A 20210-nucleotide genomic window follows, 5' to 3' on the forward strand; every position below is an offset into this window, starting at 1 on the left:
CACACAGGAATCCACGCATGTCCCGTTCGCATCTCGCCAGCCTGTCGCTTGCCGTCGCCCTCGCGCTGTCGTCGCCGTTCGCTATGCGGTCCGTGCACGCCGAAGTGCCACCGCCGGCCGACGTTGCGTATCCAGGCACGGTCACCATCGACGTCGATGCCACCGATACCGCGCAGCGCATCTTCCGGGTGAAGCAGACGATGCCGGTGCAGGCCGGCCCGCTGACGCTGTTGTTCCCGGCCTGGTTGCCCGGCAACCACGCCGCATCGGGCCCGATCGACAAGATCGCAGGGCTGGAGATCACCGCCAACGGCCAGCGGCTGGACTGGAAGCGCGACCCGCTCGACGTGTTCGCCTTCCACGTCGAGGTGCCGCAGGGTGTGTCGTCGCTGTCGATGCAATACCAGTACCTCACGCCCACCGGCCGCGACCAGGGCCGGGTGGTGATGACGCCGAACATGCTCAACCTGCAGTGGAATGCGGTGGTGCTGTATCCGGCCGGGCACTACGCCAGCCGCATCCAGTACGCCGCGTCGGTGAAGTACCCGGCGGGTTTCCAGGCCGCCAGCGCGCTCGATGTCGCCGGCCGCGCCGGCGACACCGTGCAGTACCGGCCGGTGTCGCTGGACATCCTGGTCGATTCGCCGGTGTATGCGGGCCGTTACTTCAAGACGATCGACCTCGCTCCGGGGGCGAAGGTGCCGGTGCGGTTGAACGTCGTCGCCGATGCGGCGAAATACCTCGAAGCGAAGCCCGAGCACATCGAGCAGCATCGCGAACTGGTGAAGCAGGCGCTCAAGCTGTACGGCTCGCAGCACTACGACCATTACGACTTCCTGTTCTCGCTGTCGAAGCAGATGAGCGGCAACGGGCTGGAGCACCAGCGTTCCAGCGAGAACGGCCTCGGCACCGATTACTTCACCGGCTGGGACAAGAAGGCCGGCAGCGACGACCTGCTCGGGCACGAGTACACGCATTCGTGGAACGGCAAGTTCCGCCGCCCCGCCGACCTGTGGACACCCAACTACAACGTGCCGATGCAGGGCAGCCTGCTGTGGGTCTACGAAGGCCAGACCCAGTACTGGGGCAACGTGCTGACCGCGCGCGCCGGGCTGCGGCCGATGGAGGCCTCGCGCGATGCGCTGGCGCTGGTGGCGGCGACCTATGCCGACAACCGCCCGGGCCTGGAATGGCGCGCGCTGCAGGACACCACCAACGACCCGATCGTCGCCCGGCGCCGGCCCAAGCCGTATCGCGGTTACCAGATGAGCGAGGACTACTACTCCGGCGGGCAGATGATGTGGCTGGAGGCTGACGCACGCATCCGCAAGCTCAGCGGCGGCAGGAAATCGCTGGACGATTTCGCCCGTGCGTTCTTCGGCATCGAGGACGGCGAGTGGAAGCAGCAGGCCACCTACACCTTCGACGACGTGGTCGCGACGCTCGACGGGGTGGCGCACGACGACTGGGCGACCTTCCTGCGCGACCGCCTCGACGGCAAGGCGCCGCTGACCGGTGGTCTGGAGGCCAGCGGCTGGAAGCTGGTCTACAAGGACGAGCCCAGCGCCTATGCCAAGGCCCAGATGAAGGACGGCAACGGCGCCGCGAGCTTCATCTATTCCATCGGGTTGAACATCGACAAGGGCGGCAATGTGTCCGAAGTGCGCTGGGACAGCCCGGCGTTCGACGCCGGCGTCGGCACCGGGATGAACATCGTTGCGGTCAACGACATCGAATACGGCAAGGACGCCCTGGAAGACGCGATCAAGGCGGCGAAGGACGGCAAGGCGCCGATCCGGCTGATGGTCAAGGAGTTCGATCGCTTCCGCACCATCGACGTGGACTACCACGATGGCCTGCGCTACCCACACCTCGAACGCATCGAGGGCACGCCGGATTACCTGACGAAGATCCTCAGCCCGAGTTAGGCAACTGTTGCAGGAGCGACTTCAGCCGCGAGCTTCTGCCGCCGATGGTGGCGATGGCAGAAAGCTCGCGGCTGAGGCCGCTCTTGCAGGGCTCATGCAGCCTGCACGATCCGCAGCGGATTCTTCCATTCGGCCAGCAACTCGGCCTCGCGCGCCTTGGCCTTGTGCAGGTGCGCTTCCTTGACGTGGCCGTAGCCGCGGATCTGCTCGGGGATGCCGGCGATCTCGGCGGCGAGATCGACATTGCCGCCGTCGAGGGTGTCGAGCAGGCCGCCGATCGTCTTCTCGTAATCGGCGATCAGCTGGCGCTCCATCTTCCGTTCTTCGGTGTAGCCGAAGACATCGAGCGCGCCGCCGCGCAGGCCGCGCAGCTTCGCCAGCAGTTTGAACGCCGTGAACACCCACGGCCCGTATTCCTTCTTCTGCAGCTCGCCCTTGGCGTTGCGCTTGGCCAGCAGCGGCGGGGCGAGGTGGAAGTGCAGCTTGTAGTCGCCGTCGAACTTCTGTTCGAGTTTCTTGCGGAAGTCGCCGCTGGTGTACAGGCGCGCCACCTCGTACTCGTCCTTGTAGGCCATCAGCTTGAAGAAGTAGCGGGCGACCGCTTCGGACAGGTCAGTGCTGCCCGGGGCTTTCGCCTGTTCGGCGGCACGCACCTTTGCGACGAAATCGGTGTAGCGCTTGGCGTAGCCGGCGTTCTGGTAGTCGGTGAGGAAGGCGCCGCGGCGCGCGATCAGTTCGTCGAGCGAGCGCGACAGGCGGCTGTCGTCGAGCGGCAGGAAGGCGACGTTGTCGTCGCCGTGTGCGGGCACGTGGCGCAGTTCGTCCTCGGCGCGGGCCGACTTCGGCGCCGAGGTCGAACCCCACTCGGTGCTTTCCCATTCGCCCGGCGGCAGCGACTGCAATACACCCGGGGTGCTTTCGGCGGCGGTCGGCGCGTTGCGCACCACGCCGGCGGCCTCGAATACCGCATTCGGATCGATCGCGGCCAAACGGCCCCAGGCGAACGCGGTCTTGTTCATCTCGATCGCGGCGCCATTCAACTCCACCGCGCGCATGATCGAGTCGAACGACAGCGGTACCAGCCCGCGCTGCCAGGCGTAGCCGAGCATGAACAGGTTGGCGGCGATGGCGTCGCCCATCAGTGCGGTCGCGAGCTGGGTCGCGTCGATCTGCGACGGCGCGGCGCCGTCGAGCGCGTGCTGCACGGCGGCGACGATGTCGGCGGCCGGGAACTGCATGTCCGGGCGCGTGGTGAAGCTGCCGGGCATCGCCTCGTAGGTGTTCAGCACGACCTGGGTGCGTTCGGCGCGGATCTTGGACAGCGTCCAGTAGTCGTTGACCACGACCATGTCGCAGCCGAGCACGAGGTCGGCTTCGCCGGCGGCGATGCGCACGGCGTGGATGTCGCCGGGCGTCTTGGCGATGCGGATGTGGGTGGTGACCGCGCCGCCCTTCTGCGCCAGGCCGGTCTGGTCGAGCACGGTCGAGCCGCGGCCTTCGAGGTGCCCGGCCATGCCGAGCAGTGCGCCGATGGTGACCACGCCGGTGCCGCCGACGCCGGTGATCAGGATGTTCCAGGGGCGCGAGAAGTCGGTCGAGAAGGTCGGTGCCGGCAGGTTGGCGAGGCGTTCGGCAGCGTTGACCTTGCGACCCTTGCGCGGCGTGCCGCCGTGCACGGTGACGAAGCTCGGGCAGAAGCCTTCGACGCAGCTGTAGTCCTTGTTGCAATTGGACTGATCAATCTCGCGCTTGCGGCCGAACTCGGTGTCCTTGGGCAGCACGGATACGCAGAACGATTTTTGCCCGCAGTCGCCGCAGCCTTCGCACACCAGCGTGTTGACGAACACGCGCTTTTGCGGATCGACGATCTTGCCGCGCTTGCGGCGGCGACGCTTCTCGGTGGCGCAGGTCTGGTCATAGATCAACACCGACACGCCCTTGACCTCGCGCAGGCGCTTCTGCACCGCGTCGAGTTCGCGGCGGTCAAGGAATTCGACGCCGTTCGGGAAGATCGACCGGTCGCTCCACTTCTCGATCTCGTCGGACAGCACGACGATCGCCTGCACGCCTTCGCTGCGCACCTGGTGCGCGATCTGCGGGACCGACAGCGTGCCGTCGACCGGCTGACCGCCGGTCATCGCCACCGCGTCGTTGTAGAGGATCTTGTAGGTGATGTTGACGCCGGCGGCGACCGACTGCCGGATCGCCAGCGAACCGGAGTGGAAGTAGGTGCCGTCGCCGAGGTTCTGGAACACGTGCTGCGTTTCGGTGAACGCCGCCTGCCCGCACCAGGTCACGCCTTCGCCGCCCATCTGGGTGAAGGTGTCGGTGTCGCGGTCCATCCACGTCACCATGTAGTGGCAGCCGATGCCGGCCAGGCCGCGCGAACCTTCGGGCACCACCGTCGAGGTGTTGTGCGGGCAGCCCGAGCAGTAATGCGGCACGCGCGGGAACTGCGCGCGCGGCAGCGCCAGCGCGCCCTCCTTCTCTTCCATCCAGCGCAGCACGTCGCGCATGTGTTCCGAGTCACTCGCTTCCAACGGAATGAAACGCTGGATGCGGCGCGCGATCACCGCGGCGATGGTCGCGGGCGTGAGCTCGTTGGTGCTCGGCAGGATCCACGCGCCGGACTCGTCGTACTTGCCAACGATCGAAGGACGGCGGCCCTCGAAGTTGTAGAACAGCTCCTTCATCTGGCTCTCGATGAAGCTGTGCTTCTCCTCGACAACGAGGATGTCCTCCAGCCCCTGCGCAAAGGCGCGGATGCCGACCGGCTCCAGCGGCCAGGTCATGCCGACCTTGTAGACGCGGATGCCCAGCTCGGCGCAGGCGCGCGCGTCGAGGCCGAGGTATTCCAGCGCCTGCAGCACGTCGAGGTAACTCTTGCCGGTGGTGACGATGCCGAGGCGCGCATTCGGCGAATCGATCACCACGCGGTCGATGCGGTTGGCGCGCGCAAACGCCTGCGCCGCCTTCACCGCGTACCGGTGCAGGCGCATCTCCTGGTCGAGCGGCGGATCGGGCCAGCGGATGTTGAGGCCGCCGGCCGGCATCTCGAAATCGTCCGGGGTCACGATCTGTAGCGCGAACGGATTGACGTCGACCGACGCCGACGACTCCACCGTCTCGGCGATCGTCTTGAAGCCGACCCAGCGCCCGGTGTAGCGGCTCATCGCCCACCCCAGCAGGCCGAGTTCGAGGATGTCCTGCACGCCCGCCGGGTTGAGGATCGGGATCATCGCGCTGGTGAATTCGCCCTCGCTGCCGTGCGGCAGCGTCGACGAGCGACAGGCGTGGTCGTCGGCCGCCAGCGCCAGCACGCCGCCGTGCTTTGAGGTGCCAGCGGCGTTGCCGTGCTTGAACACGTCGCCGCAGCGGTCCACGCCCGGGCCCTTGCCGTACCACATCGCATAGACGCCATCGACCTTGGCGCCGGGGAACAAGTTGGTCTGCTGGGTGCCCCAGACCATGGTCGCGCCGAGGTCCTCGTTGAGGCCGGGGGTGAACTTCACCCCGGCGGCTTCGAGATGCTTCTTCGCGCGCCACAGTTCCAGGTCGAAGCCGCCCAGCGGCGAGCCGCGGTAGCCGGAAATGAAACCGCCGGTATTCAAGCCAGCGGCCTGGTCGCGCAGCCGCTGCATCAGCGGCAGCCGCACCAGCGCCTGCACGCCGGACAGGTAGATGCGGCCCTGGGTGCGGGTGAACTTGTCCTCCAGCGTGTAGTCCAGGTCCAGCGCGCTGTTGGTCAGCGCGATGTTGGCGGAGGCGGGCGAGGAGAGTTCGGCGGTGCTGGTCATGGCGGCGGGCATCGTCTGGCGGGCGACCGGGGTCGCGGGCTGGGGCCATGGGCATGGGGCCGGATGGCACTGAAAAACGCGCGAAATTGTAACAGTGGCCCTGCTGCGGCCCGGCGGTGACCTGGCCGCCAAGACCGCGCGCTGGCGGGTCCCACCGCTGGCAGCGCGCGGTCGCGATTGGCCGCGCGGCGCGCCAGCGGCTACCATGCGCGCCGGGGAAGGGGTTGCCCCGCCACTTGAAGTCGCAATGAAACTGTCCATCAGGCGCCGCACCGGCGCACTCGCTCTGCCGTCTCTGTCGGCAGTGCTGTTCGTACTCCCGCTCCTGCTCCCGCTTGCGCTGCACGCCCAGTCGCTGCCCGCGCCCAAGGAGTTCTATTTCGACGGGAGCGGCGCCACCACCCAGCCACTGGTCCTGCTCCCCGGCAACGATGCCGCGGTCCAGGAACGCCTGCTCAAGGCCATGAAGGGCCACGGGCGCAATGCCGAACTGGCCACCGCGCAACTGGCGCATATCGCCTATGCCAGCGGCCGCGCGGAAACCGGCCAGGCGCTGTATGCGCGGGTGCTATCCGCCCTTGGCAACAACAGCCAGCTGCGCGCGCCGCTGCTGTGGAACCACGGCTGGGACCTGTATCGCAGCGGCGATGCCGAAGGCGCGCTGGCGCGTTGGCGCGAAGCCGGCATCGATACCTACAACAATCCGTCCTGGGTGCCACCGACGCTGGCGCTGGGGCTGTGGACGCTCGACCGCCGCGACGAGGCGGTGCAGTGGTACGCCGCCGCGGTGCGCACCGAGCCGTTGCGCTGGAACGATCCGGCCAACCTGCCGACGCTGCTGCCGGACTGGAACGCAGCCGATCGCGCCAAGCTGGCTGAAGTCGCCGCCGCCTGGCGCGCGGCGCCGCCGAGCTGGCCCTGAGCGATCTCACGTTGCGCGCGCTCCCGGTGCGCGCGGCAGGAGCGGCTTCGGTCGCGAATTCTTGATTCCGCTGTGGACGTTCCGAAAGGCTCGCGGCTGAAGCCGCTCCTGCAAGGAGCAAGAAAGCGGGTTACCGCGCCGCTGCGTCCTTGACCGGGACACTGTGCGCGCGCAGCCAGGCGTTGATCGCCGCGAGGGCCTTGCGCGTGGGTGCGTTGAGTACTGCCGGATCGCCGTCGTACAGATAGTCCTGGAAGGTCGCGCCGTTGCGATCGGTGGCACGCGGGTCGGCGCCGGTTTCGAGGAACTTCAGCACCGACGCGGGATCGTTGACCAGCGCGGCCTGGTGCAGCGGCGTGGTGCCGCTGCGGTCATGGGTGTCGAGCCGCGCGCCGGCCTTGAGCAGGCGGTCGACGTTGTCCGGCAGCCTTGCGCGTAGCGCGTCGAACAGCGGCGGCGCACCGGTGACGGTGTTCGGGACGTCCGGGCTCACGCCGCGCTCGAGCAGGTCGTCGAGCCAGAACTCGTCCTTGCCCATCGCCGCCAGGTGCAGCGCGGTCTGGCCATCGGCGTTGCCGCGGGCGGGGTCGGCGTGCAGGTCCAGCAGCAGGCGGTAGGCGCCGCGGTCCTGCTGCAGCATCGCCCACTGCAGCAGAGGCACGCCCTTGTCGTCGACCGCATCGGGATTGGCACCGGCGGCGACCAGCTCGCGCGCCAGCTTGTCGTCGCCGTTGCGGACCGCGGCAGCGAACTGGACATGGGTGGGATTGGCGAAGGTCTTGCCGTCGTTCAAGTCGTTGCCCTCTCCGGCGCAGCCGGTCATCGACGCCAGCATAAGCGAAGCCAGCAGCAGCACCGTGACAGGCCGGCGATACCGGGATGGGATGGAGACGAAAGTGCCGGCGCGGGTGCCGGGGATGGAGGTTGCAGCCATGGCCGCAAGTTACACCGTCAGGCCGCGGCAGTGGCCGCGGCCGGGCCCATCGCTCAGAACCACTTCAGCGGATTGATCTTGCCGGCCACGTCCGAGATGCCCTGGCCGACGTCGCCGACGAAGCCGGACACCGCCTCCACGCCATCGCCAACCACGTCGGTGACCGTGTCGACCACCTTGCCGGCGCCATCGGCCACGTCGCTGACCACCTTGCCGGTGCCTTCGACGAAGCCGGCCACGGCGTCGAACGGGGTTTCGAGGCCGAGCTCCTCGCCGAGGTCGCGCAGCATGTTGCCGCCGGCGTTGGTCGCGTTCTGCACGCTGTCGCCACCGAAGCCGAGCAGGCTGGAGGCGGCGTCGCCGAGGGTGTCGATGCCGCCGTCGAGCACGCTGCCCACCACGTCGAAGGTGCCTTCGACGAGGTCGCCCTTGGCGAATTCGTTGTTGACCGCATCGGAGATCCCGTCGACGGTCTCGCTGACGTTGCCGCGCACGTCGTTGAACAGGTCGGTGCCCTGGCGGGCGAGGTTGCCGAGCTGGTTGAGGTTGAACTCGCCGAGGTTCTCGAGCGCGTCGCGGCCGACGTTGCCGGTGAAGCCGATCACCGGCTCGGCAACGTTGCCCAGCAGGTCCAGGCCGCCGTCGACGACCGCACCGGCGAGGTCGCTGGTGTTGCGGATCAGGGCGCCGGCGCCGTCGAGCACGGTGCCTGCGACCCAGCCGCCCGGGAACAGGATGGGGTTGCCGCGCAGCAGCGAGCCGGCGCCATCGAGCAGGCGGTCGGCGCCATGGCCGATGTCGGAGATCAGGTTGCCGGCCTGGTCGCCGACGACATCGAGGCCGTCATTGACGGCGGTGCCGGCGCGCTCGGGCAGGGTGGGGCGGTCGGCCGGGTCGTACGGGGTGTTCTGGGCCAGCGCGTCGACATACGAAGCGCCGTCGCCGCCGCCGCCGTGCAGCTTGGCCAGGTCGAAGCCGATGCCGGCCGGCGGATCGACGCGCAGTTCGTGGCCGAGCGCGTTGGGCGGGGACACCGGGATGATCGGCAGGATCGGGATGTCCTGCTGGGCACCATTGAGCGGGTCGCCGTTGACGATGTAGCGGCGCAGCTGGCCGTTGTCGGCGACCGAGTCGCGCACCGCGTTGGGGTTGAAGCCCAGCGATTCGAGGGTCTCGTTGCTCAGGCCGGCGGCGTTGAACGTCACCCCGGACGCGCCGGTGGCCAGCGCCGCGGCCGAGGCCAGGCCGCCGCCGAGCGAATGGCCGGTGACCACGACGTTGCCGTCGCCGAACACCTGCTCGGCGCGCTGCGCCAGGGCGATCGCGTCGCTGTACTGCCCGGTCTCGAAGCCCAGGCCCTGCAGGCCGTTGTCGTCGGCGTCGCCGGGATTGGTCAGGCCCCAGTTGTCGGTGCCGCGGTAGGCGACCACGTACTGGCCCTGGTCGTTCTGGTAGATGGCGGCGTCGAAGCCGTTGCCGGTGCTCAGCAGCGCCGGGTCGATCGGGATCTCGCGGCCCTGCGCGTCGACCAGCGCATTGCCGGCTTCGTTGGGTTCCAGCCGGTTCCAGCCGGCGTCCTGCAGTGCCTGCTCGGTCTTGGGGTTGTCGGCGGCGTAGGCGTCGTTGGACATCATCGCCAGCTGCTGGTCGAGATCGGCCTGCGGCTGGGTCCCGGCGGCCTGGCCGCTGAACGTGCCATCGCCCTTGGGATACGTGTCGGCTGGCTGGAACGGCTGCAGCCGCGGGCCCTGCAACAGGTTGGCCTGCGACAGCAGCGGACTGATGTACGACTGCGGCGCGCTTTCCTGGGCGATGAGCATCTGCGGTCTCCGACACGGATGGAATGCTCGCAGGCTAGGCAGAACCTGAACGCGGCAACAGCTGGGACGGACCCTAGGGGTCTGCACGGGGTGCGTGCGCGTGGCGGGCCCGGGTTATCGTCGTCGCCATCCCGCCTTGATCCGGAGCCGTGCCCGATGACGCCACGCCTGAGCTGCCCAGCCTGCCTGGTCGCGATACTGCTGTGCGCCGCCTTCGCCTGTGGTGCGCAGCTGCCGCCCGACGACCAGGCGATGGATGCCGGGGAAGCCGCGCAGCTGCAGGCGGCGCAGGATGCAGTCGGGGGCTACTACGCCCGCACGGCGGCCGAGCTGGCCGCCAGCGGCAAGCCGCGCGAGCTGGCCTTCGCCGCCACCCTGCTGCAGCTGGCCGACTGGTCCCCGCCGGAAGCACCGCCGGGCGGCGATGCGCGCTCGCTGCCCAGTCCGCGCGATGCGCGCGTCGGACAGTGGCGCCAGCTGGCCTCGGCACGCGCCGGCAGCGACGTGCTCGCCAACGCGCTACTGATGCAGGCCGACACCCGCGTCGATGCGGCGATCCGCGCGGCGGCGGCTGACCGCTGGCAGCGGCTGGAGCCGGACAACCTCGCGCCGCTGCTGGTCGCCGGCGACCAGGTCGACGCCTGGCTGCCGAAGGCGGGCGCCCATGCGCGGCTGGACTTTCATTACTACGAACAACTGCGCTGGATGCAGGCCGCGCTCGCCGCGCATCCGCCGCGCGCCGACGAACAGGCGATGTTCGGCGGCAACGACGTGGCACCGGACGCCGCCGCGGCGGTCGCATCCGCGGGGATCCTTGCCGCGGTTGCGATGCCCGCGCTGCAGCCGTTGTCCGCAGCCTGCCGGGGCGAGGCCCTGGAGGCCACGCCCACGCGGCGCACCGATTGCCGGCAGGTCGCGCTGACCGCCGTGCAGACCTCGGACACCAGCCTCGGCACCTCGGTCGGCATCGCCCTGCTGCAGGCCACCGCGACGACGCCGGAACAGCAGACCGACGCCCGGGCGCAGCGGCGGCGCCACGACTGGCAGATGCTGGAATGGGGCCGCATCGCCGGGGCCCAGCCCGATGGCGGCGCAGGACAGTTCGTGCGCCTGCTGCGCGATCCGGCGGTCCGAGGCGAACAGGACCTGATCGAGCGCGTGCTGGCTGAAGCCGGCGTCGCCCCGGAACCGCCCGCGGGCTGGCAGCCGCCGCGTCGCTGAGCGGCGCCGCCTGCCCGCCTTCCTCCAGCTTTTGCAGGAGCGGCGGAAGCCGCGAACTTTTGCTTTGGCCCCTCCCTCTGAGGGGATGCCCACGGCTCGCGGTGCTGCTGAAGACACCCTCCCCAACCCTCCCCTGCCTGCGCAGGGGAGGGGCCAGAGCTCGCGGCTGAAGCCGCTCCTACAAGAGCGCGAGCGATGGGGCGGTGCGCTACTCGTGCCGCAGCGCGGCGATCGGGTCCAGGCGCGCCGCCTGCCGCGCCGGGTAGACGCCGAACGCCAGCCCGACCAGTGCGCAGAACGTGGCCGACAGCAGAATCGGCACCGGCGCCCACGCCACCTGCCAGCCGGCGAACGCGGCGATCGCATACGCCAGCGCGGTGCCGAACAGCAGCCCCAGCAGCGCGCCGGAGATGCAGATCACGCTGGCCTCGCGCAGGAACTGCGCCACGACGTCGCGCCGGCGCGCGCCCAGCGCGCGCAGCAGGCCGATCTCGCGGCGGCGCTCCAGCACGTTGGCCAGCATGATGTTCATGATCCCGATGCCACCCACCACCAGGCTGATCACCGCGATCGCGCCCATCACCACCTGGAAGATGCGCTGGGTCTGCTGGTGCTGGCGGAACAGCTGCTGCGGCACCACCAGTTCGTAATCGGCCTCGCCGCCGTGGCGCTGCTCGAGCACCGCGCCGAGCACGCCGGCGCCGGCGGCCAGCCGCGCGGGGTCGTCGATCCGCAGCAGGAAGCGGTCGAGCGGATCCTCCTGCGCCTGGAAGCGGAAGCGCGCCAGCGCGCTGGCCAGCGGCAGGTAGATGCGGTTGCTTTCCAGCCCGAGCTGGACGCCCTCGAACTGGTCCTTGCCCAGGTCGCGGTCGGCCAGCACGCCCACCACCTGCAGCCAGACATGGTTGACCTTGACCAGTTGCCCGACCGGATCGCCGCCACCCGGGAACAGGTCGGCGGCCGCCTGGTGCCCGAGCACGACCACCGCGGCCAGCGCGTCGTCGTCGGCCTCGGTCAGCGCGCGGCCCCTGGCGACGCGCAGCGACGACAGCGCGAAGTAGTCCGGGCTCACGCCGCTGGCCTGGGCGTCGCTGCGGCCGTGGTCGCTGAAGGCCGCGTAGGTCTTGATCGCCTTTTCGGCAGCAAAGCGCTCCGCGCCCGGTACCACCGCGAGCGCGGCACGCGCATCGGCCACGCTCAGGCCGAGGCTGCGCTCGCGGGTTTCGCGGCGCGCGTCCTCGTCCTGCGGCCGGGCCTGCGCGATCAGGTTGTGCAGGCCGAGGCTCTCGACCAGCCGCAGCGCCTCGCGGCGGCTGCCTTCGCCCACCGCCTGCATGGCCACGATCGCGCCGACGCCGAACACCAGCCCGAGCAGGGTCAGTCCGGTGCGCAGGCGGCGGCGCCAGAGTTCCTCGACGGCTTCGCGCCAGATCGGGGGCAGGACGGCGAGCAGGCGGTTCATGGGCTGTCCGCCTCCGGGGCGTCGTCTTCGGTGGCATCGGCGCCGGCATCGGCGGCCTCTGCGTCGTCGGCTTCGGTGCCCGGCTTGTCGTTGCCCGCGGCGGCGTCCTTTGCGTCGTCCTCGGGCACGGCCGCGTTCGCCAGCAGCACCTGGTCGCCGGGGGAGAGGCCGGACAGCACCTGCGAGCGGGCGACGCCGCGCGCGCCCAGCTTGACCTTGCGCCAGGCGAAGCTGCCGCCGTCGCGCACCCGCACCGCCAGCGCGCCTTCGTGGCTGCGCAGGGCGACGTTCGGCACGCTGATCGCCTTCGGCGCGTCGAGCTGGATGATCCGCGCCTGCATCTGTTGCCCGGGCACCAGGCCCAGCCGCGTCGCGGCCTCGGCCGGCACCGGCGCGCGCATCGACAGGTATTTCACCGGGTCGCGGCGGCTGCGCGATTTCGGTGCGCTCGCCACCCACGACAGCTTGCTGGCGATGGTGTCCGTGGGGCGCCCGAGTGGATGCATCTCCACCGCCTGTCCCACGCGCACGCCGCGCGACTCGAGCTGTGGCAGAGACACTTCGACTTCCATCGCGCTCGCGTCGGGCAGGCTGCCGAATTCGCTGCCGGCGTACAACGACGCGCCGGTCGCCGGCTTCACCCCGGACCAGCTGGCGCTGAGCATCAGCACGCCGTCGTTGGGTGCGCGCAGCTCCAGCGCGTCGAGGTCTTCGCGGCGGGCCTTGGCGTCGAGGGCGAAGGTCGCGCGCTGGGCGTCGAGCAGCGCCTGTTCGGCGCCGCCGCGGACATCGGCCTGATCACGCTGCCATTGCAGGGTGTCCTGGCGCGCCTCGAGGTAGTGCACGTCCTCGATCGCGTCGAGCACCTCGTTGCGCGCCAGCGTGCTGAAGTCGGCACCGGCGTAGCGGCGCGCGATGGCCAGCCCGGTGGCGACCTGGGCCATGTCCACGCCGACCCGCCCCTGCGCGCCGGCCAGTTCCTCGCCCTTGGCCGCGCGCGCCAGCGCGTTGCGCTGCAGGTCGACCAGCGCCTGGGCCAGGTCCTGCTGGCTTTCCTCGCTGCTGAAGCGGGCGATCACCTCGCCCTTCTTCACCCGGCTGCCTTCCGGCAGCATCCATTCGATCCGGCGCGAGGACCAGCCGGTGCCGGGCACCTGCAGCGGCGTGGGCTTCGACGAGCGCAGCACGCCGTCGCCGCGTGCCTCGAGGATGAGCGGGCCGGCGGCAACCGTCTCGGTCACAGGTGGCGCGGGTGCGTCGCCGCACGCGGCCAGCAGCAGCACCGCCGCCAGCCACAGCCCTCGCGGAAGGCGCATGACGCTCACGACGCCACCGCCGGGGCGATGTCGGGCACGGTCATCTCCACCCGCACTGCCTGCCCCGGCTTGAGCCGGGCCTCGGGGTCGTCGAGGCGGATTTCCACGTCTATCACCGGGATCGGCTGGACTTGCGACTTGCTGCGCACCGTGCGCCCGATCGAGACGACTTTCGCCGGGAACACGCCGCCGCCGCCCTCCACCCGCACCCGCACGGCCATGCCCGAGCGCACGCGCAGGTAGTCGCGCTCGGGCAGCTCGGCGCGCACCGCGAGCGTGCCCGGGTCGGGGATCTCGGCGATGGTCTGACCGCGCCAGACCTGGCTGCCGACGTCGAACTTGTCGCCGTTCCAGCTGCTGCGGTGCATGAGGATGCCGCTGCGCGGCGCGGCGATGGTCAGGCCGGCCTGGGCCTTGCCCAGTCGCGCGACGTCGGCGGTGAGCTGGGCGATCTCCGAGCGCACCAGCCGCAGCTCCTGGACGCGCTGCTGCGCGTTGGCGCGTTCGAGCTCGCGCGCCAGCGCCAGCTTGCGCTCGGCCTGGCCGCGCGCGACCACCAGCTTGCGGTATTCGATGCCGGCGATCAGTTCCTGCGGCTGCTCGGTCTTGCGCGCGGCCTTTTCCAGTTCCGCGCGCGCCTTCTCGGTCTCGAGGTGGCTGCTGCGCTCGCGTTCGGCGAGTTCCAGCTGCAGGCGGTCGAGCTCGCGCTTCTTTTCCTGCAGCTTGCTGTTCTTCTCGGCCAGCGACTTCATCACCGTGCTGGCGTCGAAGGCCACCGCCACCGCGCCTTTTTCCAGCGGCGCGCCGTCGGGCGCCAGCTGGGTGATGTTGAACTGCCACATGCCCTCGACCATCGGCGGCATGATCTGCGCGCTGCTGCGGGCATAGACCTCGCCGTCGATCCGCAGCGTCGCCGCGCTCCCGGGCAGGGCCACGGCGAGCAGCAGGCAGGCCAGCAGCCGCTTCAAGGCGCGGCTCCCGCGGCCTGGCCGGCGGCGGGCGACGGGGTGGTGACGCGCACGCTCATGCCCGGCAGCAGCGCCAGGCCGGTCTTCGGCGGCAGGTCGATGTCGATCACGAAGTAGCTGCCGGTGCCCCATTCGGCGCGGGGTTCGGGGGCGCCGGCGATGCCGCTGATGCGTCCGTCGATGCTGCGGCCGGGCAGGGCGTCGAAGGCCAGCCGGACCGCCTGTCCCACCTGCAGCCCGCGGCGGTCCGGCTCCAGCGCCCAGGCGCGGACCTGCATCGCGCTGCCCGGCGCCACCACCTGGCCGGCCTCGTTGCCGGGCATGGCCGAGGAGCCCTCGTCGATGCGGCCGCCGAGCCAGTTGTTGTTGTAGCCGTGCACCACCACGCCGTCGCGGGTGGCGCGCACCTCGGCGTTGTCGGCCAGGGTGGCGTAGTAGTCGCGCTTGAGCTGCAGCTTCTTGACCTCCAGCGCGCTGTCGTTGCGCTGGCGTTCCACCGCCGCGCGGGCGGCGGCCAGTTGTTCCTGCTTCAGCGCGGCCTCGCGGGTGGTGCGGTCGAACTCGCCCTGGTAGCGGTCATGGTCCAGGCCGGAGACCAGTTCGCGCGGCAGCCCGGCATCGAGGCGGGCGGCGCCGAGCTCGGCCTGCGCGTCGACCAGCGCGGATTCGGCCTCCAGCGCCTTGACCTGTAGTTCGGCCAGCGCCTTGGCGGCGGTGGCTTCGGCCTGTTCGATCTGGGCGTCGAGCTCGGGCAGCTGCGAGGCCGCCTGGCCGGGATCGATGCGCAGCACCGGGTCGCCCTTCTTCACCGCCTCGCCCTCGGCGACGAAGAACCGGATGACCACCGGCGAGCTGTTGGAGAACGGCACGTAGAGCGCCTGCGCGTCGGTCGCCCGGACCTCGCCGGTCAGCACCACCGCCCCGACCGTGGCGGTCCATCCGGCCAGCGCCAGTGCCAGCAGCGTCGGTGCGAGCCATGCGGCGGGCATGCGGTCAGCGCCGGACATCGGCTTCGACCTTCCCGTCGTGCAGGCGGATCTCGCGCGGCGCGTGCGCGGCGACGTCGCGGTCATGGGTCACCAGCACCACGGTCTGGCCACCTTGATGCACCTCGTCGATCAGGCCGAGCACGTCCGCCGCGCTCTTCGAATCGAGGTTGCCGGTGGGTTCGTCGGCCAGCAGCAGCGCCGGCCTGAGCAGCAGCGCGCGGGCGATCGCCGCGCGCTGCATCTGGCCGCCGGACAGCTCGCCCGGGCGGTGCCCGCCGCGGTCGCCGAGGCCCACGCGGTCCAGCAGTTCGCGCGCCCGCTGGGGTGCATCGGCTGGCGGCTGGCGGTGGAACCGCAGCGGCAGCAGCACGTTCTCCAGCACCGACAGCCGCGGCAGCAGGTGGAAGCTCTGGAACACGAAACCGATGCGGCGGTTGCGGATGTCACTGCTGGCCTCGTCGTCGAGCGTGGCCACGTCGCGGCCCTCGACCAGGTAGCGGCCGCTGCTGGGATGGTCGAGGCAGCCGAGGATGTTGAGCAGGCTCGACTTGCCCGAGCCCGAGGGCCCGGTGACGGCGACGAATTCGCCGGCGGCGATGGCCACGTCCACCCCGGCCAGGGCGTGCACGGTCTGCCCGCTCATCGCGTAGCGACGGTGCACCTGCTGCAGTTCGATCATGGCGTGGCCCCCGTCGCGCGTCCTTCGCGCCCTCGTCCCTGGTTCAAGATCACACTCCAAGACCACGCCCCGTGCCGTCGGTTCCCCATCCCGGGAGGATAGCGACGGCCGCGCCGCAGCGTCGAGGCGACGCGGTCGCGGCCATCTCCGGGCCGGTGTACCCTCGCGGATCGTTTCGTCGACCTGGAGGAAGCGCATGAAGACAGTGCTGGTGGCCAGTTCCAAGGGTGGTGTCGGCAAGAGCACGATCGCAACCCACATCGCCGCGCAGTCGGCGCTGCTGGGGCAGCGCACGGTCCTGATCGATGCCGACCCGCAGGGATCCTCGACCCGCTGGGCCGAGCGCCGGGCGGGACTGGAAAGCGCGGTGCTGCCGATCGACGGCACCCGCAAGGGCTGGCACAGGCTGGTGCCCGAGGACACCCAGCGCGTGGTCATCGATGCGCCGGCCGGCGCCATGCGCGGCGAGCTCGACGGCTTCCTCGAACACGCCGACGCGCTGGTGGTGCCGGTGCTGCCGTCGTCGCTGGACATCGATGCGACCGTGCCGTTCCTCAACTCGCTGTCCAAGCACCCGCGCATCCGCCGCGGCCAGCTGCGGGTCGGCCTGGTCGGCAACAAGCTCAAGCCGTGGACCAACGCCTCGCAACAGGCGCTGGAGCTGCTCGCGCAGTGGCCCTATCCGGTGGTCGCGCAGCTGCGCGACAGCCAGGCCTACGTCTTGCTGGTGGGGCTGGGCAAGAGCCTGTTCGACTACCATTCGGCGCAGGTTCGCGACCACCAGGAGGACTGGCAGCCGCTGCTGAAGTGGCTGCGGAAGTCGTGACCGGCGATCCGGGATCGGTGATTCGCCACAGCAAGGCTGCCTTGGCAGGGCGGTCGCGCCTTCCAGCCCGAGGACCATCCGAAAGCTTCCCGTTCGCCCGAATCCCTCCTCCATCACGAACCACGGCACTCCCATGCGCGAACTGATCCTGCTGCGCCACGCCCACGCCGAGCCGCCCGCCCCGGGGCAGTCCGACCTCGACCGGCCGCTGTCGGCCGAAGGCAACGCGGAGGCCGAGGCCGCCGGCCGCTGGCTGCAGGAGCACCGGCTGGTGCCCGACCTGGCCCTGTGCTCGCCGTCGCGGCGCACGCGCGAAACGCTCGAATCGGTGCTCGGGCAGATCGGCTACGTCGACCAGCGCCTGGAAGACGGCATCTACGAAGCCTCGCCGGGCACGCTGGCCACCCTGGTCGATCGCCACCAGGCCGTCGACCGGCTGCTGGTGGTGGGGCACAACCCGGGGCTCGAACGCCTGGTCGCACTGATGCACAGCGGCCAGTCCGGCGATTACCGCGGCATGCCGCCGGGCGGCATCGCGGTGCTGGCACTGCCAAAGGAAGGCGAGATCGAACCGGGCATCGCGACCCTGTCCGCGTTCTGGTGGCCGTGACCCCACGGGATGTCGTTGCGGCGCTCGCCGCCGCCTGCCTGACCCTCGCGCTGCTGTTGGCCACGGCGCGCGCAGCCGAGATCGACCCGGCCGCCTCGGCCATCGGCTTCACCCTGAAGACGCGCTGGGGCAAAACCCTGATCGGCCACTTCCCGCGCTACGAGGGCGAGGTCGCGACCCTGCCCGATGGCCGCCACCAGGTGCGGCTGCGGCTGGCCGCGGCCGAGGTCGAGATCGACGGCAGCTCCACCTTCACCCGCCTGACCCGCGGCGAGGGTTTCTTCGAGGCCGACCGCTTCCCGTGGGTCGAATTCGTGTCCGACCCGTACTCGACCGACCTGACCCGCCACGGTGGCCGGCTCGGCGGCCGGGTCACGATCCGCGGCGTGGAGCGGCGCGAGAGCTTCGTCATCCGCCCCGCGGTCTGCGAACGCCCGGGCGTGGAGTGCGACATCGTCGCCAGGGGCAGCATCGATCGCGACGACTACGGCATGGGCCGCTGGGGCTTCGCGCTGTCGGACAAGGTGGTGTTCTCGCTGCGGGTGCGGACCGTGCCCGAGAGCGACGCATGATGCGATGCACCTCGCGATGGGCGCGCTGGCTGCTGCCGGGCCTGCTGCTGGCGACGGGCGCGTGCACCAGCCTGTCGCCGCTGCAGCGCGAGCGGGCACTGCAGGTGGCGGCGCAGGCGCAGTCCATCGTCGACACCTGCGAACGCGCCGACGCCTGCGCCGATCCATCACCCTTGCGCGCGCTGGGCACCCGCGCCTACGCGGACAGTTCGCCCGGGGCGCCGCGGCATTACGCGCTGCTGCTCGACTACGGCCAGGACTCGCTGCTGGCGCGGTTGAACCTGATCCGCAGCGCAAGCCGCGACATCGACCTGCAGACCTACATCTTCGACGAGGACGATGCCGGCCAGCTGGTGCTCGACGAACTGCTGGCCGCGGCGCGGCGTGGCGTGCGCGTGCGGGTGCTGATCGACCAGCTCTCGGCGCTGCGGCACGTCGACACCCTGGCCGCGCTGGCCGGCGCGCATCGCAATTTCGAACTGCGCATCTACAACCCGGTGCTCGGGCGCGCCCACATCAACTATCCGCAGTACGTGCTGGCCGCGGCCTGTTGCTGGCGGCGCCTGAACCAGCGCATGCACAGCAAGCTGCTGCTGATCGACGGCATCGTCGGCATCACCGGCGGGCGCAACTACCAGGACGACTATTACGACTGGGATCCGGTCTACAACTTCCGCGATCGCGACGTGCTGGTGGCCGGGCCGGCGACGCGCGAAATGGCCACCAACTTCGAGGCGTTCTGGAACGCGCGCCGCACCCGCCGCATCGCCGAGCTGGTCGACGTCGGCAAGCGCCTCCTGCGCGAGGGCGTGCCGCCGCTGCCGCACCCCGCATTCGAACAGCCCGCGCGCGCGCAGCGGATGGCCCGCGACGCCGCCGACGATGCGCTGGTCGACCGGCGCCTGGTGTCGGAAGCGCTGCCGGTGGGCGAGGTCGAGTTCATCGCCGACCTGCCGCGCAAGCACCGGCGCTCGAGCGAGGACGAGGTTGCCGCGTCCACCCACGGCCTGCGCGAACTGATCGCATCGGCACGGTCCGAGGTGTTGCTGCAGACGCCGTACCTGGTGTTGTCGCCGGCCGCGCAGGACCTGTTCCGCGAGCTGCACGACCGCGACGATCCACCGCACGTGCTGGTCTCGACCAACAGCCTCGCGGCGACCGACGCCTTCATCACCTATGCGCTGTCGTACAAGTACAAGCGCCGCTACCTGCGCGACTTCGGCTTCGAGATCCACGAGTTCAAGCCGTTCCCGGCCGATGCGCCGATCGATCCCGAGGCCACCGGCGCGTTCGGCGTGTCGTGGCGGGAGGACGGCACGCCGGTGTTCACCCAGGTGCCGCAGGCCGGCGGCCGGCGGCCGCTGGGGCGCGAGTACTCGGCGTTGCGCTGGTCGGGCTTCTCGGCCAACGAGCCGGTGCCGCTGGCGCGCGGCGGGGTGCGCTGGGGCCTGCACGCGAAATCGATGGTGATCGACGAGCGCATCGGCGTGGTCGGCACCCACAACTTCGACCCGCGCGGCGACCACTACAACACCGAGAGCGCGGTGGTGATCGACGACCCCGCGTTCGCGAAAGAGCTCGCCGCCAGCATCCGCCGCGACATGGCGCCGGCCAACGCCTGGACCATCGCCCGCCGCGACAAGCCGCCGATTTTCTCCGGCCTGGAGTACTCGCTGGCGAAGGTGTCCGAGGCACTGCCGATCTTCGACCTGTGGCCGGTGCGCTATGCCACCAGCTACGAGTTCGTGCCCGGCCCCGACTGCCCGCTGCCGCTGCCGCCGTCGGACCCGGGGTTTCGCCAGTGCTACGAGCCCGTGGGCGACTTCCCCGAGGTCAGCCTGGGCCTCAAGTCGCTGATGACCCGGATCTTCACCGCCTTCGGCGCGGGGCTGGCGCCGATCCTGTAGCCGCGTCACGCCGGCAGGCGCATTGCCCGCCCGCCGGTCTGCCTGCCGAACAAGCGGGCCACCGCTGCCGGCATCGCGGACGCCCCCGCTTCCCCGGCTGCCGCCCGTCCGTCCGCGATTACGGCGGCCCGCCACGACCGTGGCATTGGTCATGGCAACCGCCGGGCCCCCGCGCGGCATCCAAGCCAGGACAGCACGGCAGCGATCCAACGGCCATGCGCCGGCCCGTGACGAAGGCGGGGTGACTTCCGGCCCATGG

General features: G+C 70.5%; 14 protein-coding genes and 1 pseudogene. 7 read left to right on the forward strand and 8 right to left on the reverse strand.

The genetic code is table 11. From position 1 onward, the window contains the following. Positions 1–17 precede the first annotated feature (17 nt). A complete protein-coding gene (locus tag ACTJIL_RS15290; protein ID WP_440756467.1) occupies positions 18–1928 on the forward strand; it encodes a M61 family metallopeptidase in 1911 nt (636 codons plus the stop codon). 92 nt (positions 1929–2020) lie between these two features. Here the strand turns inward: ACTJIL_RS15290 and ACTJIL_RS15295 are convergent. Further along, positions 2021–5659, reverse strand: a pseudogene (locus ACTJIL_RS15295) (indolepyruvate ferredoxin oxidoreductase family protein); the annotation flags it as partial. 313 nt (positions 5660–5972) lie between these two features. Here ACTJIL_RS15295 and ACTJIL_RS15300 point away from each other — a divergent pair. After that, the gene (locus ACTJIL_RS15300) at positions 5973–6647 is read left to right on the forward strand and encodes a tetratricopeptide repeat protein (RefSeq protein WP_440756468.1); all 675 of its coding nucleotides are present in this window, start codon (positions 5973–5975) and stop codon (positions 6645–6647) included. A 130-nt stretch (positions 6648–6777) separates the two neighbouring features. Here the strand turns inward: ACTJIL_RS15300 and ACTJIL_RS15305 are convergent, their stop codons facing one another. Next, positions 6778–7581, reverse strand: a complete 804-nt coding sequence (locus ACTJIL_RS15305; RefSeq protein ID WP_440756469.1) for an ankyrin repeat domain-containing protein — start codon at positions 7579–7581, stop codon at positions 6778–6780. Positions 7582–7634: 53 nt separating this feature from the next. Then, entirely contained in the window at positions 7635–9401 is a 1767-nt protein-coding gene (locus tag ACTJIL_RS15310; protein WP_440756470.1) for an Mbeg1-like protein, read from the reverse strand. A gap of 156 nt (positions 9402–9557) precedes the next feature. Between ACTJIL_RS15310 and ACTJIL_RS15315 the strand changes: the two genes are divergently transcribed. Further along, positions 9558–10622: a hypothetical protein gene (locus ACTJIL_RS15315; protein ID WP_440756471.1), complete on the forward strand. Its 1065-nt coding sequence runs from the start codon at positions 9558–9560 to the stop codon at positions 10620–10622. A gap of 208 nt (positions 10623–10830) precedes the next feature. Here the strand turns inward: ACTJIL_RS15315 and ACTJIL_RS15320 are convergent, their stop codons facing one another. Genes ACTJIL_RS15320 through ACTJIL_RS15340 form a run of 5 tightly spaced genes read right to left on the reverse strand, consistent with a single transcriptional unit; the run spans position 10831 to position 16036 of the window. Continuing rightward, a complete protein-coding gene (locus ACTJIL_RS15320; RefSeq protein ID WP_440756472.1) occupies positions 10831–12084 on the reverse strand; it encodes an ABC transporter permease in 1254 nt (417 codons plus the stop codon). After that, entirely contained in the window at positions 12081–13400 is a 1320-nt protein-coding gene (locus tag ACTJIL_RS15325) for an efflux RND transporter periplasmic adaptor subunit (protein ID WP_440756473.1), read from the reverse strand. The genes ACTJIL_RS15320 and ACTJIL_RS15325 overlap by 4 nt, the downstream gene beginning before the upstream one ends. A 5-nt stretch (positions 13401–13405) precedes the next feature. Then, entirely contained in the window at positions 13406–14368 is a 963-nt protein-coding gene (locus tag ACTJIL_RS15330) for an HlyD family secretion protein (protein ID WP_440756474.1), read from the reverse strand. Next, positions 14365–15375, reverse strand: a complete 1011-nt coding sequence (locus ACTJIL_RS15335) for an HlyD family secretion protein (RefSeq protein WP_440756475.1) — start codon at positions 15373–15375, stop codon at positions 14365–14367. Before ACTJIL_RS15335 ends, ACTJIL_RS15330 begins: the two co-directional genes overlap by 4 nt. Further along, positions 15362–16036 carry an ABC transporter ATP-binding protein gene (locus ACTJIL_RS15340; RefSeq protein ID WP_440756476.1) on the reverse strand — a complete coding sequence of 225 codons (675 nt, stop codon included), beginning with the start codon at positions 16034–16036 and terminating at the stop codon, positions 15362–15364. Before ACTJIL_RS15340 ends, ACTJIL_RS15335 begins: the two co-directional genes overlap by 14 nt. 196 nt (positions 16037–16232) lie before the next feature. Here ACTJIL_RS15340 and ACTJIL_RS15345 point away from each other — a divergent pair, with 196 nt between their 5' ends. From ACTJIL_RS15345 to ACTJIL_RS15360, 4 genes are all read left to right on the forward strand, one after another. Further along, positions 16233–16862, forward strand: a complete 630-nt coding sequence (locus tag ACTJIL_RS15345; protein ID WP_440756477.1) for a nucleotide-binding protein — start codon at positions 16233–16235, stop codon at positions 16860–16862. A 133-nt stretch (positions 16863–16995) separates the two neighbouring features. Beyond that, entirely contained in the window at positions 16996–17472 is a 477-nt protein-coding gene (locus ACTJIL_RS15350) for a SixA phosphatase family protein (protein ID WP_440756478.1), read from the forward strand. Then, positions 17463–18044 (forward strand): YceI family protein, encoded by a 582-nt coding sequence (locus tag ACTJIL_RS15355; protein ID WP_440756479.1) that lies wholly within the window; start codon positions 17463–17465, stop codon positions 18042–18044. Before ACTJIL_RS15350 ends, ACTJIL_RS15355 begins: the two co-directional genes overlap by 10 nt. Next, on the forward strand, positions 18041–19951 hold the full coding sequence (locus ACTJIL_RS15360) for a phospholipase D family protein (RefSeq protein ID WP_440756480.1): 1911 nt from the start codon (positions 18041–18043) through the stop codon (positions 19949–19951). The genes ACTJIL_RS15355 and ACTJIL_RS15360 overlap by 4 nt, the downstream gene beginning before the upstream one ends. The last annotated feature ends 259 nt before the right edge of the window (positions 19952–20210 follow it).

Origin of the sequence: Luteimonas sp. 22616, from assembly GCF_052044325.1 — a bacterium.
Taxonomy (GTDB): domain Bacteria; phylum Pseudomonadota; class Gammaproteobacteria; order Xanthomonadales; family Xanthomonadaceae; genus Luteimonas.